Genomic DNA, 20,062 nt, shown 5'->3' with positions numbered 1-20,062 from the left:
CGACCTAGTAGCGCATCTCCACCCCCAGGCGGACCTCGCGGCCGGTGTGGTGCTGGTAGTTGGCCAGGCCGCTGGTGTCTGAGAACTGCCGCTGGGCTGCGTTCAGCAGGTTGCCGCCGGCCGCCGTCAGCCACCACCCCGCAGCGATCCGGTAGCGCGCCGACAGATCCAGGCTGGTATAGGCGTTGACCCCGTCGACATCGGCCCCGGTCGGGGCGGGAATGGCGGTCAGGTAGCGGCCGCGGTGGGACAGGGTGGCCCGCAGGTCCAGACGCTCGCGGCGGTAGGCGATGGTGACCGTCCCCACCAGCCGCGGCGAGCCCAGGCTGTCGTGGGCGTTGAACGGCGCGCCGTCGAGGCCCCAGAACCGCATACGCGCGCGGGTGTAGGTCAGGCCGGCGCGGACGCTCCAGCCGCGCAGGGCCGGCGCGGCCAGGTCAAGCGGGGCCTGAAGCGCCAGTTCCACCCCGTCCAGATGACCGCCGCCGCGGTCGGTCCGGGTCAGGAATTGCCAGATCGGCAGTTCCGGCGCGCAACCGGGCAGCCGTCCGCAGGCGATCACCGCCAGGCTGTCGGGCAGGCCGAACGGGTTGTCGGCGAACACCGTCGGGGCCGTCGCCGAGGTCAGGACGTTGGAGCGGATCGCCTTGTGGAAGAAGGCCGCCGACAGCACCGCGCCGGGCGCGAAGTACCACTCGGCGGCGGCGTCCAGGGTGTCGGCCCGCACGGGGCGCAGGGACGGGTCGCCGGCCGAGACCGACCGCAGGCCGCCCGTCGCGACATTGAGCCCCGGGCGCAGGCTGCGCAGGTCCGGCCGCGCCATCACCCGGGCGGCCGCGAACCGCAGCAACAAGTCCTCGCGCGGCTCGAGGGCCAGGTTGAACGACGGCAGCAGGTCGTCATAGATCCGCGTCGCGGCGACCGGGGCCACGAAGCCGGCCGCGTCGGCGTCGATGGTGTAGCCGCAGGAGGTCTGGCGGGTGTGGGCGTAGCGCAGACCCAGGTCGCCGCGCGGCGACCAGGCCCAGGGGATCGTGAAGGCGGCCTGCAGGTAGGCGGAGCTGTCGTGCTCCTCGACCCCATAGTTCAGGCCCATGAGCGGTTCGGGGCCCAGCGCCAGTGTGTCGCAGGCGCTGGAAGCGCAGGCGGCCTGGAAGAGCGCGAAGGCCTTGGCGACGTCCGGGGCCAGCCAGGCGTCCGGCGTGCCGGCGGCGGTGGCGAAGCGGTCAGACCAGGCTTGCCGCAGGTAGGCTGACGGCGGGATTGCCGCGAGTTCCGGTGGGATGTCGGCGTTGAGGTTGGCGATCGTGCCGTTCGATCGCCCCTTGGCCGTCGCGTCGGTGACGTAGGTCTTGTGCTGCAGCCCGCCCCGCAACGTCAGGCCGTCGCGGAGCGTCCATTCCAGGTCGGCGCCGAGGGTCTTGAAGCTGTTGTCGACCCAGTTGGGATCGGACCGAAGCTCGGCCAGCGTCCAGTTCGCCGGCGTCGTCAGGTCGGTCGAGCCGAAGTCGATCAGCGGCCGTCGGCGGTCGCGAAAATCGTAGGCGAAGCCTTGGACGTCGTACTGGTCGAGCTGGACCGTGGCCTGCAGCGGATTGCCGAAGTCGGAGCGGCTGTAGCCGGCCAGGGCGTTCAGAGTCAGCCGATCCGAGAGGCGATGGCTGACCGACAGGGTGGTCTGGCGGAACAAGGTTTTGAGCCGGTCCAGCCGCGACTCGGCGCGAACGTCGATGTTGTCGAACGTCCCGGCGATCAGCACCGGCAGGCCCGGTCGCGGTGTGGTGACCGTGGCGTCCCGCACCCGGACGGCGGCGATGCCGCAGTCGGGATTCAGCGGCGTGAGGCAGGTGCCCGCCGTGCGCAGCGTGAAGGTCTCCAGCAGGTCCTCGCGCCGCTCCGACGACAGCTCGGAATAGAGGACGTCCAGGGCGACCTGGGTGCGGTCGGACGGCCGCCACTGGAAGCTGCCGGTCAGGCCCAGGCGTTCCTGCTCGATCCGGAAGGCCTCGAGGCGGGGAATACGCGGATGCAGGGCGGCGTTCAGCAAGGCCAGGTCCGGCGCGCCCGGCGCGGCTTCGCCAAAGCCCGGATAGGCCGTGTCGCCGGCCTGCCATTGCCCGGCGTTGGCGCCGACGTCCTCGACGGTCCGCTTGGCGTAGGCGGCCGAGACCAGGACGCCGAACCGGTCGTCCCGGCTGCGGCGCGAGACGATGGCCGACAGGCGCGGGACCGCCTTGTCGGCGCCGAAATTGTACGCGCCCTCGACCGTCAGCTGGATCCGGGAGCTTGGCCCGTCGAGGGGCGAGCGGGTCTGCAGGTCAACGGTCGCCCCCAGCGAGCCCTCGTCGACATCGGCCGACGGCGTCTTGCGCACGCGGATCTGGTCGAACAGGTCGGCGGCGAAGACGTTGAAGTCGAAGGCCCGTCCGCGATTGGTGCCGCCACCCGCGTTGGCTCCGCCGAACGTCGCCAGGGTCTCCATGCCGTTGATGCGCACGCGGGTGAACTCGCTGCCCACCCCGCGCACGCTGACCTGCCGGCCCTCGCCGCCGTCGTTGGTCACGGCCACGCCGGGCAGCAGTTGCATGGCGCCGCCCAGGCCCGGCTCGGCCAGGCTGCGCAGGTCGTCGCCCAGCAGGATGTCGCTGCTGTCGGCGGACAGGCGTTTCATCCGCAGGGCCTCGGCGCCGGCGTCGCGGGCCACGACCTGTACTGTGCTGAGGGCGGCGGGTTCGCTGTCCTCCGGCGGCAGCAGCCGGGGGCGGGAAGGGGCGACGGCGGGCGCCGGCGCGGCCGCCCTAATGCTGACCACCCCGTCGGCGCTGACCGACAGGCCCAGGCCCGAGCCGCGCAGGAGGCGTCGCACCGCCTCGGCCGGCTCAAGGCGGCCGCGCACGCCCGGCGCCGTGCGGTCCCGGACCAGGCCGGCCGGCGCGATGATGATTGTCCCGGTCTGGCGCGACAGGGCCAGCAGGGCGGTCGACAGCGGCTGGGTGGGAATGTCCACGGGCCGCGCCTCGGCGGCCAGCGCCGCCGTCGGCGCGAGGCCCCCGGCCAGCATCGCCGCGAGGCAGGTCAGCCGAAGGCCACGCCCGCCGGCGCGGACCTCACGGGGCATGGGGCTCCGGCGCCCGTCCCGGATCGGCGGCGACCAGGACCCGGCCGCCGCGACCGTCCGGGATCAGGCGAACGGGCAGCGCGCGCGGCAGTTCGGCGACGAAGCGGTCGGCCTGGGCGATGTCGAAGGCGGCGGTCACCTTCAGCCGGGCCGCGGCGGGAGATCCGATCGTCAGCGGACGCCGGCTGTAGCGGTTGAGGTCGGCCACCACTTCGGACAGGGGGGCGTCGTCATAGGCCAGGCGACCCTGGCGCCAGCCGCCCGCCAGGCTCGACGGGGCCAGCACGCCCACCGCCAGGCCGTGCGCGTCGGCAATCGCCGTCTGGCCGGCGCGCAGGGTGACCGCGCGATCCTGGCCGTCCGGATGGTTGGAGACCTGGACCACGCCCTGCTCGACCTCGACCCGCACGGCGCTGTCGGCGCCGCGATGGACGTTGAAACGGGTGCCGACCACGCGGACCAGGGCGTTCGCCGCCTGGACCGTGAACGGCTGGCCGCTCGGCTGGTGGGCGACGACGAAGAAGGCCTCGCCGCGCTCCAGCGCCAAGGCGCGCGGTCGCCAGCGCGAGGCCGCGCGCAGCCGCGAGGCCGGGGCGAGGGTGACCTGGCTGCCGTCGCTCAGCGCGACCTGGCGGCTCTGGCCCGGTCGTGTCTCGTAGGTCGGGCCGGGGAGGGTGGCGAGGACGGCCAGGGCCAGGCAGGCCGCCAGCAGGCCGCCGGCCGCCGCCATGACCGGGACGCGCCACCGCGCTGTCGGAGGTCGAGCAGGAGCGACGGCCGTCTGCGTCCGCAGGCCGCCCAGCATCATGACGACGGTCTCGGCCTGCTCGTAGGCGCGGCGATGCGCCGGGTCGGCGTCCAGCCAGGCGCCGAACTGCCGCGAGCGCTCGGGCGGGAAATCCTCGCCGACGACCGCCAAGGCCCAGGCGCGGGCGGTCTGGCCGATCGGCGAGTCAGGATCGACGGCTTCGTTCACGCGACAGTCCTCGATAATCGGCGGTTCCATGGATCAGGGCGCGCTGGCAGACGGCCAGCGCCTCCTCGACGGTCTTGCGGACGAGCGATGGCGAGACGCCGAAGCGCTCGGCGATCGCCACGAAGCTCTGGCCCTCCAGGCGGTTGGCCAGCAGATACTGGCGATGCCGGTCGGGCAGGCCCTGCACGACCTTCTCCAGCAGGCCCATCTGCTGCTTGGCGATCAGGCTGCGCTCCAGGTCAGGCGTCTCCTCGCTGTCGAACGCCAGCAGCGGCGCCGAAGCGTCCAGGGTGCGGCTGGCGCGGGCCTGGCTGCGGCGCTCGTCCAGCATCAGGTTGATCGCCACGCGGAACACGAAGGCCCGGGGGCTTTCGATCCGCTCGGCGCCTTGCAATTCGCCCAGCTTGAAGAAGGCCTGCTGGGCGACATCCTCGGGGTCGGGCGGTCCGGGACCGAACCGCGCGCGCAGGAACGCGCACACGTCGCGCCATTCGCGGGCGTAGGTCGCCGAATAGGACGGGCGATCACGCCACCGGCCGCCTTGGCCGTCCCTTGGCCCGGCGACCTCGGGCGCGACAGGGCTCGGCCTGACGATTCGAAGCTTGGGCGTCTTCGCCTCGAACACCGGTGCTCCCCAGTCACGTCGGTCTTTTTCTTGAGGCGGCGACGATGGGAGGGAACGGGCCGGCGATCAACCGAAAGCGAAAAAAATGGGGGCGGGCGAACTTTTCTTGTGCGGATCAACGCGCGGAAATCGTCGTTTTGCACCGCTCTCCCGAAGGGAAGAATATTCATAATTTTCCATGTGATACCGCTAACTTTTCCTCTTTTCTCGCGGTTCTTGCCATGTCTATGCTTATGACACCGGTGACAAAGAGGCCGGAAAGAGAAAGGCGGTCGCGAACCGCCCGGGACTGACTGGGGAGGAAAAGTCCATGACCACGTCCACGCACCCGCGCACCCGCGCCCTGCTTCGCCATTCGTCCCGCCGGGCGCTGACGGCGGCGCTGACGGCCGGCTTCTCGATCGGATTGGCGGCCACGGCCGCCCAGGCCCAGACGACCCAGGCGGCGGCCAATTTGGACGCCAGCGTCGTCGAGGAGGTCGTCGTCACCGGCTATCGCGCCTCGCTGCGCAGCGCCATGGAGACCAAGAAGACCTCGGACGTCATGCTCGACGCCATCAATGCCGAGGACATCGCCGATTTCCCGGATTCGAACCTCGCCGAATCCCTGCAGCGCCTGCCGGGCATCTCGATCGATCGAGACAACGGCGAGGGCCGCACGATCAGCGTTCGCGGCCTGAGCGGCGACTTCAGCCGCGTGCGGATCAACAACATGGAGGCGCTGTCCACCGGCGCCAACAACGACGCCGGGGCCAGCCCCAACCGCTCGCGGGCCTTCGACTTCAACGCCTTCGCCTCGGAGCTGTTCAGCTCGGTGCGGGTGCGCAAGTCGTCATCGGCCGAAGCCGACGAAGGCTCGCTGGGCGCCACGGTCGACCTGATCACCGGCAAGCCGTTCGACTACAAGAAGACCGCCTTCGCAGCCTCGGCCGAGGATTCCTATTACGAGAACGGCAAGACCCACAGCCCGCGCTTCACGGTGCTGGCTTCGGACCGCTGGTTCGACGGCAAGGTGGGCCTGCTGCTGTCGGGCGCCTACGCCAAGCGCAAGTCGGTCGACGACAACTACGGCCGGGGCGCCGGCTCGTCCGACTACACCTATCGCGGCTCGACCTGGACCGGCGACGAACTGCCTGGCCGCGCGGGCTTCGCGGCGCCGACCGGCACGGTGTTCCGCGCCCTGATCCCCACCACCCTGACCGGGGCCGCGCTCGACACCTACAAGGCCAATCCGGCCAACTACTACAACCCGATGGCCAATCCGGCCGCCTACGCCGAGATGACGGGCTCCGACCCGGCCGCCTACGCCAAGCTCTATCCGAATTGCGCGGCGGCGGCGGCCCAGCCCGTGGCGTCGCTGACCCCCACCACAGGGGGCTGCAACGACTCGCTGATCCGCTTCCCGGCCCTGCCGACGCTGAACCAAAAGGACGTCGACACCGAGCGCCTGGGCCTGACCGGAGCCTTCCAGGTGCAGATCAGCGACCGCACCCGGCTGACGGTCGACGCGCTCTATTCGCGCTTCAAGAGCGTGACCACCAACTACGGCCTGTCGCCGGTCGGCCTGAACCGCAACAACACCAACGCCAGCTACGCCTACGGCGGCAACGTGCCCACGGCGACGGCCCGCAACGGCTCGACCCTGACCGAGGCCCAGCGCCGGGGGCTCTATCCCGGCAGCTGCACCTTCGCCGAGGAAACCGAGCTGAACCCCGGCCAGGACTGCGGCCAGTCGCTCAACGGGACCGCGCCGGTCAGCGGCTACACGTTCAGCTACAATCCAAACAACCTGGACCCGTACGAGTACTACACCAACCCCGCCTCGCCCGGTTACGCCGGCCCCGGCTCGACCCTGCCGTTCCGCGGCGACCTGATCGGCCGCCCGTCGGTCAAGCTGCTCGACGCCGAGGTGGTGGGCCAGAACGCCGAATATCTGAAGCTGGGCAATGTCGACTGGCGCTCGGCCGCCGACCGCGGCGCCTACACCACCGACTTCCGTCAGGTGTCGGCGGACCTGACCCACGAGTTCAGCGACCGGTTCAGCGGCCAGTTCAGCGCCGGTCTGTCGGAGTCCACCAACAAGAACACGGGCACCCTGGTCGAGTTCAACTACATGGACGCGCCCGAGCCGTTCATCTTCGACGAGCGCGGCGCGGCCGGCATGCCCAGGTTCGACGCCGGCTTCAACGCCGCCGATCCCAACAAGTGGGGGATCGTCAAGGGCTTCTCGGCCATGCGCAACTACGAGCGCGAGACGGTCAACACCTACAAGGGCCTGAAGGCCGACTTCACCTACGAGGTGGACGACCACTGGACGATCAAGTTCGGCGGCACGGGGCGCAGGTTCAAGTTCACCACCAACCAGTTCGAAAGGAATAGCGACCTCCTGAACCCGACCGAGCGCGAGGCCGGCGTCAGCATCGCGTCGCTGGGCCAGGTCATCGATTTTGGCCAGGGCCTGGAGGTTCCCGAGGGCACGACCACCAGCTTCTTCGCGCCCAGCCTGGAAGCCTTCGACAACGTCTTCGGCTTCACCTGCAACTGCATCAACAAGTACGGCGACTTCCGCATCACCCGGAAGCGCAACCGCTCGGCCTCGTTCGGCGTGACCGAGGAGAACCTGGCCTACTACGCCCAGTTCAACTTCAGCTACGACGTCCTGGACGGTCGCCGGCTATCGGGCAACGTCGGGATCCGCCAGGCCCACACGGCCGTCGACTCCCAGGGCGAAACCACCGCCGGCCGGGCGATCTATGGCAAGAACAGCTATGACGACACGCTGCCGGCCGGCAACGTGACGTTCGAGGCCTTCCATAACTTCTACGTCCGGGCCGCGGCGGCCAAGGTCATGGCCCGGCCGCTGTTGGGCAACCTGTCGCCGGCGGTGACCGGCATCAGCATCCCCAGCGACGGCTCGAGCACCGGGGCGACGCTGACCGTGGGCAATCCCAAGCTCTCGCCGTTCCGCGGCGAGGCCTACGACATCGCCGGCGAATGGTACTTCACGCCCGGCGGCCTGATCAGCCTGGCCTATTTCCGCAAGGACATCGCCTCGTACCCGCAGACGATCTTCTACGAGGCGCCGCTGTCGGACTTCCTCGACCCCGCGGCGATCGAACAGCTGAAGGCGCAGTTCCCGGGCGCGACCGGCGGTGACGTGTTCCGCCGCGCCTACATCGACGCCAACAACCCGGTGCTGGCCCGCCAGGTCCGCGACGCGCCCGGCGGGATCCTGCAGGGCTGGGAGTTCAACTACCAGCAGGACCTGACCTTCCTGCCCTGGTACTTCAAGAACCTGGGCGTCCAGTTCAACATGACCAAGCTGGACACCGAGCTGACCTACATCCTCGATCCGGGCTCGGTGAACGCCGCCACCGGCGCGGTCACCAAGGCGCCGGTCCATGGCAAGGGGCCTTGGCTGGGCGCGTCGCCGAAGGGCCTGAACTTCACGCTCTACTATGAGACCGACAAGTTCAACGCCCGGGTCTCGGTGGCCCATCGCAGCCGGTACTACACCACCTATCCGATCACGGCCGGCAACTGCGATCCGGGCCTGCAGGCCAATGGCTCGGCCTGCGACAGTCCGCTGATCAACGAGTTCAGCGGAGCCAAGGCGACCACCAACGTCGATTTCTCGATGCGCTACCAGCCGCTCAAGCAGGTCAGCATCACCTTCGAGGCGCTGAACATCACCAACGAGATGGCCGAGCGGTTCAGCTATGCGGACCCGGTCGTCCAGTCCTACGGCGGCACGGGTCCGAACTACCGGATCGGCGTCCGCTACAAGTACTGACCCCTTTTTCGGCTGGCGGTCGCCAGCCGACCCGCGGGTCGATTGATCTGCGGTCGCCAAGCCGCCTCCCGCGGCCACTTCGGCGGATGGCCGGCCTTCCCCGGCCGTCCGCCTCCTTTGTTCAGTCGGCAGTCCGGAGACGACGGATGCGTTTCAAGGCCCTTCTCCTCGCGTCCTGGCTGGCGGCCGGGTCGCTGATCGCCGCCGGCGGCGCCCGGGCGCAAACGCCGGTCCCCGACCCGCCGCCGCATTTCAACGCCATTAAGATCGTGCTGGTCGGCGACTCGACCACCGCCGTGCAGGGCGGCTGGGGCCCCAGCTTCTGCGCCAAGCACGTGACCTCGTTCGCCGCCTGCATCAACCTGGCGCGCGGCGGCCGCAGCAGCGGCAACTACCGGACGGAAGGGTCGTGGGCCCTGGCGCTGAGCGAGATCAAGTCGGGCGGGTTCAACGACACCTATGTCCTGGTCCAGTTCGGCCACAACGATCAGCCGGGCAAGCCGGGCCGGTCCACGGACCTGGCCACCGAGTTCCCGGCCAACCTGAAGGCCTATGTCGCCGAGATCCGCGCCGCCGGCGGCAAGCCGGTGCTGGTGACCCCGCTGACCCGGCGGCAGTTCAAGGACGGTAAGCTGGTCAACGACCTGGGTCCGTGGGCCGAGGCGACGCGCAAGGTCGCGGCCGAGACGGGGGCGCCGCTGGTCGACCTGCACGCCGACAGCTCCGCGGCGGTCCAGGCCATGGGCGCGGCGGAGGCCACGCGCTTCGCCCAGAGCCCGCCGCCCGCCCATGTGCTGGAAGCGGCCAGGACGGGCACGACGATCGCGGCCGGCACGCCCACGCCCGGCGCGGTCGGCGCACCCACCGGGACCGCTCCGCCGACCGCCCAGAACAACGCCGCCGTCGAGCCCATGGGCCAGGCCAAGCTGTCGTTCGACTACACCCACCTGGGCGAGGCGGGCGCCGACTATTTCGCGGCCCTCGTCGCCGCCGACCTGGCCAAGGCCGTTCCGGCCGTGCGCCGGTTCCTGATCCCCTAGTTTCGCGTGACGAAGGACCCCGCCGTGCGGCTGACCCGTAGAACCACCCTGGCCCTGGCGGCCGGCGCCGCGACCGGCGGCCTGGCGTTCAAGCCGGCGAAGGCCGCCCCGGCCTCGCCCCTGCGCCTCTGGTATCGCCAGCCGGCCAAGGAATGGGTCGAGGCTTTGCCGGTCGGTTCGGGGCGGATGGGGGCGATGGTGTTCGGCGGCGTGGCGGCCGAGCGGCTGCAGTTGAACGAGGACACCCTGTGGGCCGGCGGGCCCTATGACCCGGCCAATCCCGAGGCGCTGAAGGCCCTGCCGGAGATCCGGGCGCTGATCGACGCGGGCGACTACGCCAAGGCCACCGAGGTGGCCGACGCCCGCTTCATGGCCACGCCCAAGCGGCAGATGTCGTACCAGACAATCGGCGACCTGAAGCTGATCTTCCCGGGCCTGGAAGGCCAACCCGCCGACTACGTCCGAGATCTCGACCTGGACGGCGCCATCGCCACTACACGCTTCAAGGTGGGCGGAACGCGCTACACCCGCCAGGTCATCGGCAGCTATCCGGACCGGGTGATCGCCGTGCGCCTGAGCGCCGACAGGGGCGGGGCGATCTCGGTCGACCTGAGCTTCGAGAGCCCGCTGAAGTCCAGGCCGGTCTCCAGCGTCGAGGGCCGCGACACCCTGGTGCTGGCCGGGGCCAACGACAGCCAGCAGGGGATCGCCGCTCAGCTGAAGTTCGAATGCCGCGTGCAGGTGCTCAACAGGGGCGGGACCCTGAGCGCCAGGGATGGCGCGCTGTCGGTCGCCGGCGCCGACGAGGTGCTGCTGCTGATCGCCGCCGCCACCAGCTATCGCCGCTTCGACGACGTCGGCGGCGATCCGGTCGCCATCAACCGCGCGGTGCTGGCCAAGGCCTCGGCCAAGCCCTGGCCGGCGCTGCTGGCCACTCACCAGGCCGACCATCGGGCGCTGTTCCGACGGGTCGATATCGACTTTGGAACCACCACGGCGGCGCTGAAGCCCACCGACGAGCGGATCAAGGTCTCGCAGACCACGGACGACCCCGCCCTGGCGGCGCTGTACTACCAGTACGGCCGCTATCTGCTGGTCGCCTGCTCGCGTCCCGGTGGTCAGGCCGCCAATCTGCAGGGGGTCTGGAACGACAAGACCTCGCCGCCCTGGGGCGGCAAGTACACGATCAACATCAACACCGAGATGAACTATTGGCCGGCCGAGCCGACGGGCCTGGTCGAGTGCGTTCAGCCGCTGATCGCCATGGTCCGCGACCTGTCGGTCACCGGCGCCCGGACGGCCAAGGTGATGTACGGCGCTCGCGGCTGGGTGACCCACCACAACACCGACCTGTGGCGGGCCAGCGGCCCGATCGACGGCGCCAAGTTCGGGGTCTGGCCGACAGGCGGGGCTTGGCTCTGCAAGCACCTGTGGGACCACTACGACTACGGCCGCGACCGCGCCTACCTGACCGAGGTCTATCCGCTGATGCGCGGCGCGGCCCTGTTCTTCCTCGACGCCCTGGTGGTCGATCCCAGGTCCGGCAAGCTGGTGACCAATCCGTCGATCTCGCCGGAGAACAGCCATGGCCACGGCTCGTCCCTGGTGGCCGGCCCGACCATGGACCAGGCGATCATCCGCGACCTATTCACCGCCTGCATCAAGGCCGCCGCCATCCTGGGGACGGACGCCGACTTCAGCGCCGAGCTGGCGGCCGCGCGCGACAGGCTGGCGCCCTACAAGATCGGCAAGGACGGCCAGCTTCAGGAGTGGCAGGAGGACTGGGACGCCGACGCGACCGACATCCACCACCGCCACGTTTCGCACCTGTACGGCGTCTTCCCCAGCGACCAGATCGCCCTCGACACCACGCCGAAGCTGGCCCAGGCCGCCAAGGTCTCATTGAACACCCGGGGCGACATCTCCACCGGCTGGGCCATCGCCTGGCGGCTGAACCTGTGGTCGCGCCTGGGCGACGGCGACCGGGCCCACAGGATCCTGTCGCTGCTGCTGGGGCCTGAGCGGACCTATCCGAACATGTTCGACGCCCATCCGCCGTTCCAGATCGACGGCAATTTCGGCGGGACCTCGGGCATGACCGAGATGATCCTGCAAAGCCGCAACGACCGGATCTACCTGCTGCCGGCCCTGCCGTCGGCCTGGCCGACCGGCCATGCCACCGGCCTGCGAGCCCGCGGCGCGGTCGGCGTCGACCTGAGCTGGACGCGCGGCAAGCTGGAGACCGCCGTGCTGACCGCCGCCGCCGACGGTCGCCACCAGGTGCGCTACGGCGGCTCGGCGATCGATCTCGACCTGAAGACGGGCCAGCGCGTCCGCCTGACGGCGCGCGATGGCGTGCTGCGGAGAACCCAGGCGTGACCCGGCTGATCGCGATCGTTTGCGGGCTGGCCGCCCTGATGGTCGGCCTCGACGCCCGAGCCACGACCTTGCGCGTCGGCAAGGCCGGCGCCTATGCCAGCGTCCAGGCCGCCGTCAACGCCCTGCCGGCCGACGGCGGGACCTTGGAGCTTGCGCCCGGCGAGTATCGCGAGAAGCTCGAGATCGCCAAGCCCAACGTCCGCCTGATCGGCAAGGGCAGGCGGCCGCAGGACGTGGTGCTGGTCTGGAGCGACGGGGCGATCACCGCCGGCGGCACGTTCAAGTCGGCCTCGGTCAACGTCTCGGGCGATGGCTTCCGGGCCCGCAACCTGACCATCCAGAACGACTACCACCTGAAGGACGCCCGTCCCTCACAGGCCGTGGCCCTGGCCATCACCGCCGACCGCGCGGTGCTGGAAAAGGTGCGTCTGCTGGGCGCCCAGGACACCCTCTACGCCGCCAGCAAGAAGTCCGCCCCCAGCCGGCAGTATTTCCGCGACTGCTACATAGAGGGCCATGTCGACTTCATCTTCGGCGACGCCAAGGCGTTCTTCGACCGCTGCCACATCCACGGGATCGCCCACGAGACGGTGATGATCACGGCCCAGAGCAAGTCCAGGCCCGACCAGGACAGCGCCTATGTCTTCGATCGCTGTCGGATCACCGCCGACCCGAAGGTGGGCGAGCTCTGGTTCGGCCGCGCCTGGCGGCCCTACGCCACGGTCATCTTCCTGCGCACCCGCATCGACGCGGCCCTGCATCCGGAAGGCTGGCGCGAATGGACGCCAGGCAAGACCGACACCCTGGGCACGGCCACCTATGCCGAGTTCGCCTCGACGGGGCAGGGGGCCAGCCCCACGACCCGCGAGCCCCGTAGCCGCCAGCTGACCGCCGACCAGGCCAAGGCCTGGAGCCGCGACGTGTTCCTGGCCGGCCCGGACGGGTGGCGGCCTTGAGCGGCCCGTTTCACGACCTGATCGAAGGTCAAGCGCGATGAGCCGGACGATGCCGCTGGACCGACGAAGCTTCCTGGCCGCCGGCGGCCTGGGCGTGGCCGCCAGCCTGGCGCCGGCCCTGGCCCACGCCGCCGAGGCCGATCCGTTGGCCGTTCCCGACGAAGGCTGGAGCCTCTGGATCGACCAGGCCGCCCCCTGGAAGGACGACGCTATCCACCTGCCGGGCCAGTTCGACCTGGCGACGCTGCCGGTCAATCCGCCGACCGGCGGCTGGGGCTCATTGGGCTCATCCGAGGCGGTGACGGTGACCTTGCCGACCACGGTCGAGCAGCACTTCTGGGGAAAGTTCGGGACGCGGCCCTACGGCGCCGACGAGTACCGCTACGCGGAGGACGACGACGTGCCGCGCTACGGCGCCTATACGGGCGTGTCGTGGTGGTCCAGGACGATCGACATTCCCGCGTCCGCCAGCGGCAAGCGGGTGATGCTGAACATCCGCGGCGCGCGCCTGCGGGCCGAGGTGTTCCTGAACGAGCAGCTGGTCGGCTACTCGATCATGTCGGAGCTGCCGATCGCCTGCGACCTGACCGCCGCCATGCGGCCGGGCCAGGCCAACCGCCTGTCGATTCGCATCACCAATCCCGGCGGCCGGTTCGACTGGCGCGACAGCACGACCATGATGTGGGGCAAGGCCAAGCTGTTCGCCTCGCACGGTTTCGGCGGGCTGGACCGGGGGCTGACGCTGAGCGTTCATCCGTTGGCGGCCCGCATCGACGACGCCTGGGTGCTGAACACCCCTGATCCGCGCCGGGTGACCGCCTTCATGGAGATGGTGCTGAAGCGGGGGGTGACCGACGCCGGGCTCGACCGTCTCAAGGCCAAGGCCTCGGCGAGCCTGGTCGACGACACGGGCCGGCCGGTCGCCGCCGACATCCGGCTGGAAGCGCTGGAGCGGCTGGACGACCATCGCCTGCGCGCCCGGTTCGCCGTCCACGCGCCCGACGCCGCGCTCTGGGACCTGGACACGCCGAACCTGTATCGCCTGCGGTTCCGCTGGACCGAGGGGAAGGGTGCGGTGGACGCGCGAGAGGTCCGCTTCGGCTTCCGCTGGTTCGCGCCCGAGGGCCTGGGGTCCGACGCGATGCTGCGCCTGAACGGCCGGCGGATAAGGCTCTATTCGGCGATCTCCTGGGGCTATTGGGGCTTCAACGGCCTGTGGCCGACGCCGGAACTGGCGCGGCGCGAGGTGACGGCGGCCAGGACCCTGGGGCTGAACACGCTCCACTTCCATCGCAACATCGGCAAGCCCGAGGTGTTCGCGGCGATGGACGAGATGGGCCTGCTGCGGGTGATGGAGCCCGGCGGCGGCCGCCACGCGATCGGCAAGGACCTCAAGCCCGGCGAGACCCTGTCGCCCGCCGACGCCTTCAGCCGCGACTTCATGGTCGAGAAGTGCAAGGCCATGGCCCGGGCCTTCCGCTCGCACCCCTCGCTGGTTCAGTACACCCTGCAGAACGAGATCGGCGCCAACCTGGCCAGTCTCGACGTCCAGGCGGTGCTGAAGGCGATCCACGACCTGGATCCCAGCCGGACGGTGATCCTCAACGACGGCTTCGTGGCGCGGGGCGCGGCCCAAGCCATGTACCTGCCGTATGACGATCGCTACTGGCGCTCGGACAAGGACGCGTGGGGCGGCTGGTGGGTCAACCACCAGGGGGCCGGCGATCAGTGGTACGACCGCTTCTACAAGGGCAAGGACGACTACATCCATCGCCAGACCGGCAAGCCGTTCATCGTCGAGTTCGGCGAGATGCAGGGCTGCGCCGTCGCCGACAATCATGAGGCCATGCTGGTCGAGATCCTGGCCAAGGGCGGCAAGAGCTACGACCTGGAGGATCACAGGGCGGTGGTCGCGGCCACCAACGGCTATCTTGAGCGCTGGGGGTTCCAGAAGGCCTTCCCGACCAGCGAGGACCTGTTCCTGTCGGTCGGCCGCAAGGCCTACGAGGCGTGGCGCGAGTATCTGGAGAACATCCGGATCGGCGACACCGTCGATATCGCCGCCATCTCGGGCTGGGAGAGCACGGCGATCGAGAACCATTCGGGGATCGTCGACAACCTGCGCGGCTTCAAGGCCGATCCGGCCCTGCTCAGCCAGAGCCTGCGGCCGGTGCTGGCCATCGCCAAGCCCCACGCCCTGGCCTATGCGGCCGGCGACAGCGCGGAGCTGGACCTCTATCTGCTGAACGACGCCGGCAAGGCGGTCACGGGCGAACTGGTGCTCAGCCTGGTCGGGCCGGATGGCGGCGTCGAGCCCCTCGGCCGTTGGCCAGTTCCGGCCCAGTCGCCCGACCGCTTCAGCTATCTGGTGGCCGAGAGCGTCCGCACCCCGCCGCTGCGTCGCAAGGGCTCGAACCTGATCCGCGTCGCCCTCGGCGACATCGTTTCCGACCGCGAGATCTGGGTGACCGGACCGGCGCCGACGCCGGCTAGGACGGCGCGTCTCGGCGTCTCAGGGATCGCCCGCAGCCTGCGCGACCAGCTGGCGGCTGTCCCGGGCGTCGTCCTTGAGGACTTCAAGCCGGACGGCCACTACGACGGGATCATCGCCTCCGGCCTGAAGAGCGGCGAGATCGTCCGGCGGCAGGTCGGCGAGCAGACCGGCCTGGAGGCCCAGCCCAGGAAGGGCGACAAGTCCGTCGTCGTGCTGGGCGAGCTGCCGCCCGAGGTGCTGGCGGCGGTCAAGGCGGGGGTCCCGCTGCTGGCCATGGTGCAGGAAGACGGCCTGGCCGAGGGCGTGGCCCGGCAGCTGTCGGGCCTGGGCCTGTTCGCCTACGCCGGCCAGGTCGGCGGCCTGCGCGCGCCCTGGATGGGCAACTGGAACTATGTGCGCGCCCATTCCACCTTCGCCGGCCTGCCCGTGGACATGGGCCTGAGCGTGCTGCACCAGGTCGAGGGCCAGCCGTCCAACGGACTGGTCGTGGAGGGTGAGGGCCTCGAGGTCATCGCCGCCTACAGCCGCGACCACGACCGCAGGAACGGCGCGGCCAGCTTCATCGCCCGCCGAAACGGCATGCGGGCGCTGGTCCATTGGCTGCCGGACATGGCCGGCCCGCTGCAGCGACGCTGGCTGGCCAACGCCGTCGACTGGCTGGCGCGCGGATCTTGAGGGGGGCTGGGATGACGGATACGACGATGATCGGGCGGCGGGCGATCCTGCTGGGCGGCGCCCTGGCGCTTCCGGCTTTCAGCGCCGTGGCCGCACCCAAGTCCAGGATGTTCGAGCGCCTGGGCTGGGCGGGCGGCACGCCCGGCGGCGACGGCGGCAGGGTCATTCGCGTGACCACCCTGGCCGGCGGCGGGCCGGGGTCCTTCCGTGCGGCGGTGACGGCCAAGGGGCCGCGCACCGTGGTGTTCGACGTCGCCGGCGTCATCGACCTGGGGCGGCATAGTCTCAAGGTCACCGAGCCCTTCCTGACGATCGCCGGGGAGACCGCGCCCTCGCCGGGCGTCACCCTGATCAAGGGCGGCCTGGCCATCGAGGCCCACGACGTCATCGTTCGACACCTGCGGGTGCGGGCCGGTCGCGACGGCGCGGCCTCGCGCAGCGGCTGGGAGGTCGACGGCATCACCTGCTGGAAGGCCCACGACGTGATCGTCGACCACTGCTCGATCAGCTGGGCCACCGACGAGAACCTCTCGGCCTCGGGCCCGCGCTTCACCGGCGGCGAGGATCCGAAGGGCTGGCGGGAAGGGACCTCGCACCGCATCACCTTCGGCAACAACATCGTCGCCGAGGGCCTGTCGAACGCCAGCCACGTGAAGGGCGAGCACTCCAAGGGCAGCCTGATCCACGACAACGCCACGCAGGTGCTGATCGTCGGCAACCTCTACGCCCACAACCGCGAGCGCAACCAACTGTTCAAGGGCGCGGTCGAGGCCGTGTCGGTCAACAACCTGGTCTACGATCCGGGCACACGGGCCATGCATTATGCGCTGAACGCCTCTGAGTGGGCAGGCCATGACTGGCGGACCGGCCGCCTGGCCCTGGTCGGCAACGTGGTCAAGGGCGGGGCCTCGACCGACCAGACGCTGCCGTTCCTGATCGTCGAGGGGCAGGGCGACCTGGATCTCTATGCGCGCGACAACCTGGCGACCTATGCCGACGGCCGAGAGATGCCGCCGGCCCGGGTCCTGCCCACCGAGCCCCGGCCGAAGATCCGGCTGCTCGATAAGCCGCCGATCTGGCCCGAGGGCCTGAAGGTCATCGAAGCGCGGCGGGTCGAGGCCAGGGTGCTGGCCGACGCCGGCGCCCGACCGTGGGACCGCGACGCCGTCGATCGCCGCATCGTCCAGGAGGTGCGCCGCGGGACCGGCCGGGTGATCGATGACGAAAAGGAGGTCGGCGGCTATCCGCGGTAGGGTTCGACCCTCCCCGAGTCCCGCCCCGAAGCCAGGATCGCCAGCAGGCTGTCGATCGAATAGGGCTTGCGCACCAGGGGGAAGCCTTGGGCGCCCTGTTCGGCGATCACGTGACTGTAGCCGCTGGTCAGCACGATCTGCAGGTCGGGACGCTGCTTCTGGATCAGCTGGGCCAACTCCAGCCCGTTGATCCCGGGCATCACCACGTCGGTGAACACCAGGTCGAAGCCTTCGGGATCGTTGTTCAGCGCCTTGAGCGCGGCCTGCCCGTCGCCGACCCAGGTGACCGCCTGGCCCAGCTCCTTAAGCAGACCAGCCGCGAACTTGCCGACGCCCTCGTTGTCCTCGACCAGCAGCACCCGGCGACGCGGGGCGTTCGACATGTCCGCCGGCTGGGCGGCGGAGGCCGAAACGGTCGTGACCTGTCCGGCGGCGCTGGGCAGGTACAGCGTGAAGGTCGTGCCGACGTGCAACTGGCTGGCGACGTCGATTTCGCCCCGCGACTGCTTGGCGAAGCCGTAGACCTGGCTGAGGCCCAGGCCGGTGCCCTTGTCGACAGGCTTGGTGGTGAAGAACGGCTCGAAGATCTTCCGGAGCGTCTCGGGCGACATGCCGCTGCCGTCGTCGGAGATGTCGACGGCGACGAAGGCCCCGCTGGCGGCGGCGTGGCCTCGCACGGCGGGGACGCCGCCGACGATCCTCGCGCCGATCCGGATCGTCCCGCCACGCGGCATCGCATCCCGGGCGTTGATGACCATGTTGAGGACCGCGGTGTCGAACTGGGTGGGGTCGGCCTCGACGACATGCTCGGTCTCGGGCAGGTCGTTCTGGATGGTCACCGACGAGCCGATCATGCTGCCGATGATCCGGTGCAGGCCTCTCAGGCGCGAGCAGACGTCGAACACCTCGGGCTGAAGCGGCTGGCGACGGGCGAAGGCCAGAAGCTGCCCGGTCAAGGTCGCGGCCCGCTCGGCGGTCTCGGCGATCGCCTCGACGTAACGAGCCCGCTTTTCCTCGGGCACGTCCGGTCGCCGCAGGAAGTCGGCCGAGGCGCGGATCACCGTCAGCAGGTTGTTGAAGTCGTGGGCGACGCCGCCGGTCAGCCGGCCGATCGCCTCCATCTTCTGGGCCTGGACCAGGGCCTCGCGCGAGCGCTCCAGCTCCTCCTCGGCCCGGCGCTTCTCGGTGATGTCGCGGGTCACCTTGGCGAAGCCCAGCAACTGGCCGGCGTCGTCGCGGATCGGATCGATCAGGACGCTGGCCCAGAACCGCTCGCCGTTCTTGCGGACCCGCTGGGCCTCGCCGGAGAACTTGCCCTCGCGAAGCGCCGTGGCCAGGGCCCTGGCCGGTGCGCCGGCCTCACGATCCTCCGGCGTATAGAACAGCGAAAAGTGTTGGCCGATGATCTCATCGGCGGCGTAGCCCTTGATGGCTTCGGCGCCGGCGTTCCAGTTGGTGATGTTGCCCTCTGGGTCGAGCATGTAGATGGCGTAGTCCTTGACGCCCTGCACCAGGAGCCGAAAGCGCTGCTCGCTTTCATACAGCGCCCGGTCGGCCGCGCGCTGCTCGGAGACATCTCGGGTGATCTTGGCGTAGCCGATCACCTCGCCCGCCTCGATCACCGGGTCGATCACCACGTGGGTCCAGAAGCGCGTGCCATCCTTGCGCACGCGCCATCCCTCGGATTCGAACCGGCCGGTCTCGGCGGCGGTCCGCAAGGCGCGCTCGGGCAGGCCGGCCGCGCGGTCCTCTTCGGTGTAGAAGGTCGAGAAATGCCGGCCGATGATCTCTTCGGCGGTGTAGCCCTTGAACAGCTGCGCGCCCGTGTTCCAGGTCGCGACGCGACCGTCGACGTCGAGAAGATAGATCGCGTAGTCCCTGACCGCGTCGACCAGCAACTGGAAGCGGTCGGCTTGCGCCAGGTCGGTCACGCGACGAGAAGGCATTAAGTCGGACATACCCGGAAGCGCTGGTGTTGCAAGTGGAACCCCACCGCTTCCGATGAGTTCCGTGGGGCGCCGATATCGCCGGCTGCCGCCGGCATCGGTCAAGGCTCGCGGGGCGCTGGCCGACGGCCGATGGCGAGAAGCCCCCCGTTTAGCGCGCCGCCTGGACCAGGGCGCTGGCCGCCTGTTGCAGCAGGTCCTTCGCCTCGGCGGCCGACAGGATCGGCGAACTGACGAAGGCCCCGTTGATCAGCACCGCCAGCTGTCCCGCCAGGATCTCGGCGCGGGCGACGCCCAGTCGCTCGGCGATGTCGAAGAGCCGACGCCTCAGCTCCAGCTTGTGGGCCGTTGCGACCTGGCGGGCCGGGTGGTCGGCCTGGGGAAACTCGGCGGCGACGTTCAGTTGCGGGCAGCCGCGATAGTTCGGTCGGCCCACCCGCTCGCCGATCCAGTCCATATGGGCCTGAAGCTCGCCCGCCGGATCATCGCGATACCTCCCCGCCACCTCGTCCCAGGTGCGCCAGAAGTCCTCGTCCTCGCGCTGCAGGAAGGCGGCGATCAGGTCGTCCTTGGTGCGGAAGTAGCGGTAGAGGCTGGTCTTGGCCACGCCGGCCGCCGCGACCACCAGGTCGACCCCGACCGCGCGCACGCCCTCGCGGTAGAACAGCCCCGAGGCGGTCTCGAGAATGCGTTCGCGCACGTCTGTCGCCTCACCGGCCTTGCTGTTGGGCGTCGAACGCCCCGACTCCTGCTGCATCACGAAAACCTCCGGTGCGCCGTTCCTAGCAGACCGCGGCTTGACATGCT

11 protein-coding genes are annotated in these 20,062 nt (G+C 70.0%); 6 read left to right on the top strand and 5 right to left on the bottom strand.

Going from position 1 to position 20,062, the window contains the following annotated elements:
- Window positions 1–4 precede the first annotated feature (4 nt).
- From ACSQ2G_RS19420 to ACSQ2G_RS19410, 3 genes are read right to left on the bottom strand one after another with little or no spacing between them, the layout of a single operon-like run.
- Window positions 5–3,118, bottom strand: coding sequence for a TonB-dependent receptor (locus ACSQ2G_RS19420; RefSeq protein WP_436033647.1), 3,114 nt, complete (start codon window positions 3,116–3,118; stop codon window positions 5–7).
- Window positions 3,108–4,094 (bottom strand): FecR family protein, encoded by a 987-nt coding sequence (locus tag ACSQ2G_RS19415; RefSeq protein ID WP_436033645.1) that lies wholly within the window; start codon window positions 4,092–4,094, stop codon window positions 3,108–3,110. The genes ACSQ2G_RS19420 and ACSQ2G_RS19415 overlap by 11 nt, the downstream gene beginning before the upstream one ends.
- Window positions 4,072–4,719 (bottom strand): RNA polymerase sigma factor, encoded by a 648-nt coding sequence (locus tag ACSQ2G_RS19410; RefSeq protein WP_436033644.1) that lies wholly within the window; start codon window positions 4,717–4,719, stop codon window positions 4,072–4,074. The genes ACSQ2G_RS19415 and ACSQ2G_RS19410 overlap by 23 nt, the downstream gene beginning before the upstream one ends.
- A gap of 310 nt (window positions 4,720–5,029) precedes the next feature.
- On the opposite strand from ACSQ2G_RS19410, the gene ACSQ2G_RS19405 reads away from it, so the two are divergent.
- The 6 genes from ACSQ2G_RS19405 (at window position 5,030) to ACSQ2G_RS19380 (ending at window position 17,309) form a co-directional block, all read left to right on the top strand.
- On the top strand, window positions 5,030–8,512 hold the full coding sequence (locus tag ACSQ2G_RS19405; protein ID WP_436033642.1) for a TonB-dependent receptor domain-containing protein: 3,483 nt from the start codon (window positions 5,030–5,032) through the stop codon (window positions 8,510–8,512).
- Between the two features lie 146 nt (window positions 8,513–8,658).
- Window positions 8,659–9,552 (top strand): rhamnogalacturonan acetylesterase, encoded by an 894-nt coding sequence (locus ACSQ2G_RS19400; protein WP_436033640.1) that lies wholly within the window; start codon window positions 8,659–8,661, stop codon window positions 9,550–9,552.
- A gap of 6 nt (window positions 9,553–9,558) precedes the next feature.
- Entirely contained in the window at window positions 9,559–11,931 is a 2,373-nt protein-coding gene (locus tag ACSQ2G_RS19395; protein ID WP_436033638.1) for a glycoside hydrolase family 95 protein, read from the top strand.
- Complete coding sequence (locus ACSQ2G_RS19390) at window positions 11,928–12,887, top strand: pectinesterase family protein (RefSeq protein ID WP_436033636.1); 960 nt, start codon at window positions 11,928–11,930, stop codon at window positions 12,885–12,887. Before ACSQ2G_RS19395 ends, ACSQ2G_RS19390 begins: the two co-directional genes overlap by 4 nt.
- A 49-nt stretch (window positions 12,888–12,936) precedes the next feature.
- Window positions 12,937–16,056: a sugar-binding domain-containing protein gene (locus ACSQ2G_RS19385; RefSeq protein ID WP_436033635.1), complete on the top strand. Its 3,120-nt coding sequence runs from the start codon at window positions 12,937–12,939 to the stop codon at window positions 16,054–16,056.
- 11 nt (window positions 16,057–16,067) lie between these two features.
- Complete coding sequence (locus tag ACSQ2G_RS19380; RefSeq protein ID WP_436033633.1) at window positions 16,068–17,309, top strand: pectate lyase family protein; 1,242 nt, start codon at window positions 16,068–16,070, stop codon at window positions 17,307–17,309.
- Here ACSQ2G_RS19380 and ACSQ2G_RS19375 read toward each other — a convergent pair.
- Together ACSQ2G_RS19375 and ACSQ2G_RS19370 are read right to left on the bottom strand one after the other, a co-directional pair.
- The gene (locus tag ACSQ2G_RS19375; RefSeq protein WP_436033631.1) at window positions 17,297–19,255 is read right to left on the bottom strand and encodes a PAS domain S-box protein; all 1,959 of its coding nucleotides are present in this window, start codon (window positions 19,253–19,255) and stop codon (window positions 17,297–17,299) included. The genes ACSQ2G_RS19380 and ACSQ2G_RS19375 overlap by 13 nt on opposite strands.
- A gap of 151 nt (window positions 19,256–19,406) precedes the next feature.
- A complete protein-coding gene (locus ACSQ2G_RS19370) occupies window positions 19,407–20,012 on the bottom strand; it encodes a TetR/AcrR family transcriptional regulator (RefSeq protein WP_436033629.1) in 606 nt (201 codons plus the stop codon).
- Between the last annotated feature and the right edge of the window lie 50 nt (window positions 20,013–20,062).

The organism is Caulobacter sp. LjRoot300 (assembly GCF_964253875.1).
In the GTDB taxonomy this organism is placed as follows: domain Bacteria; phylum Pseudomonadota; class Alphaproteobacteria; order Caulobacterales; family Caulobacteraceae; genus Caulobacter.
This window is presented reverse-complemented; position numbering and strand designations above follow the sequence as displayed.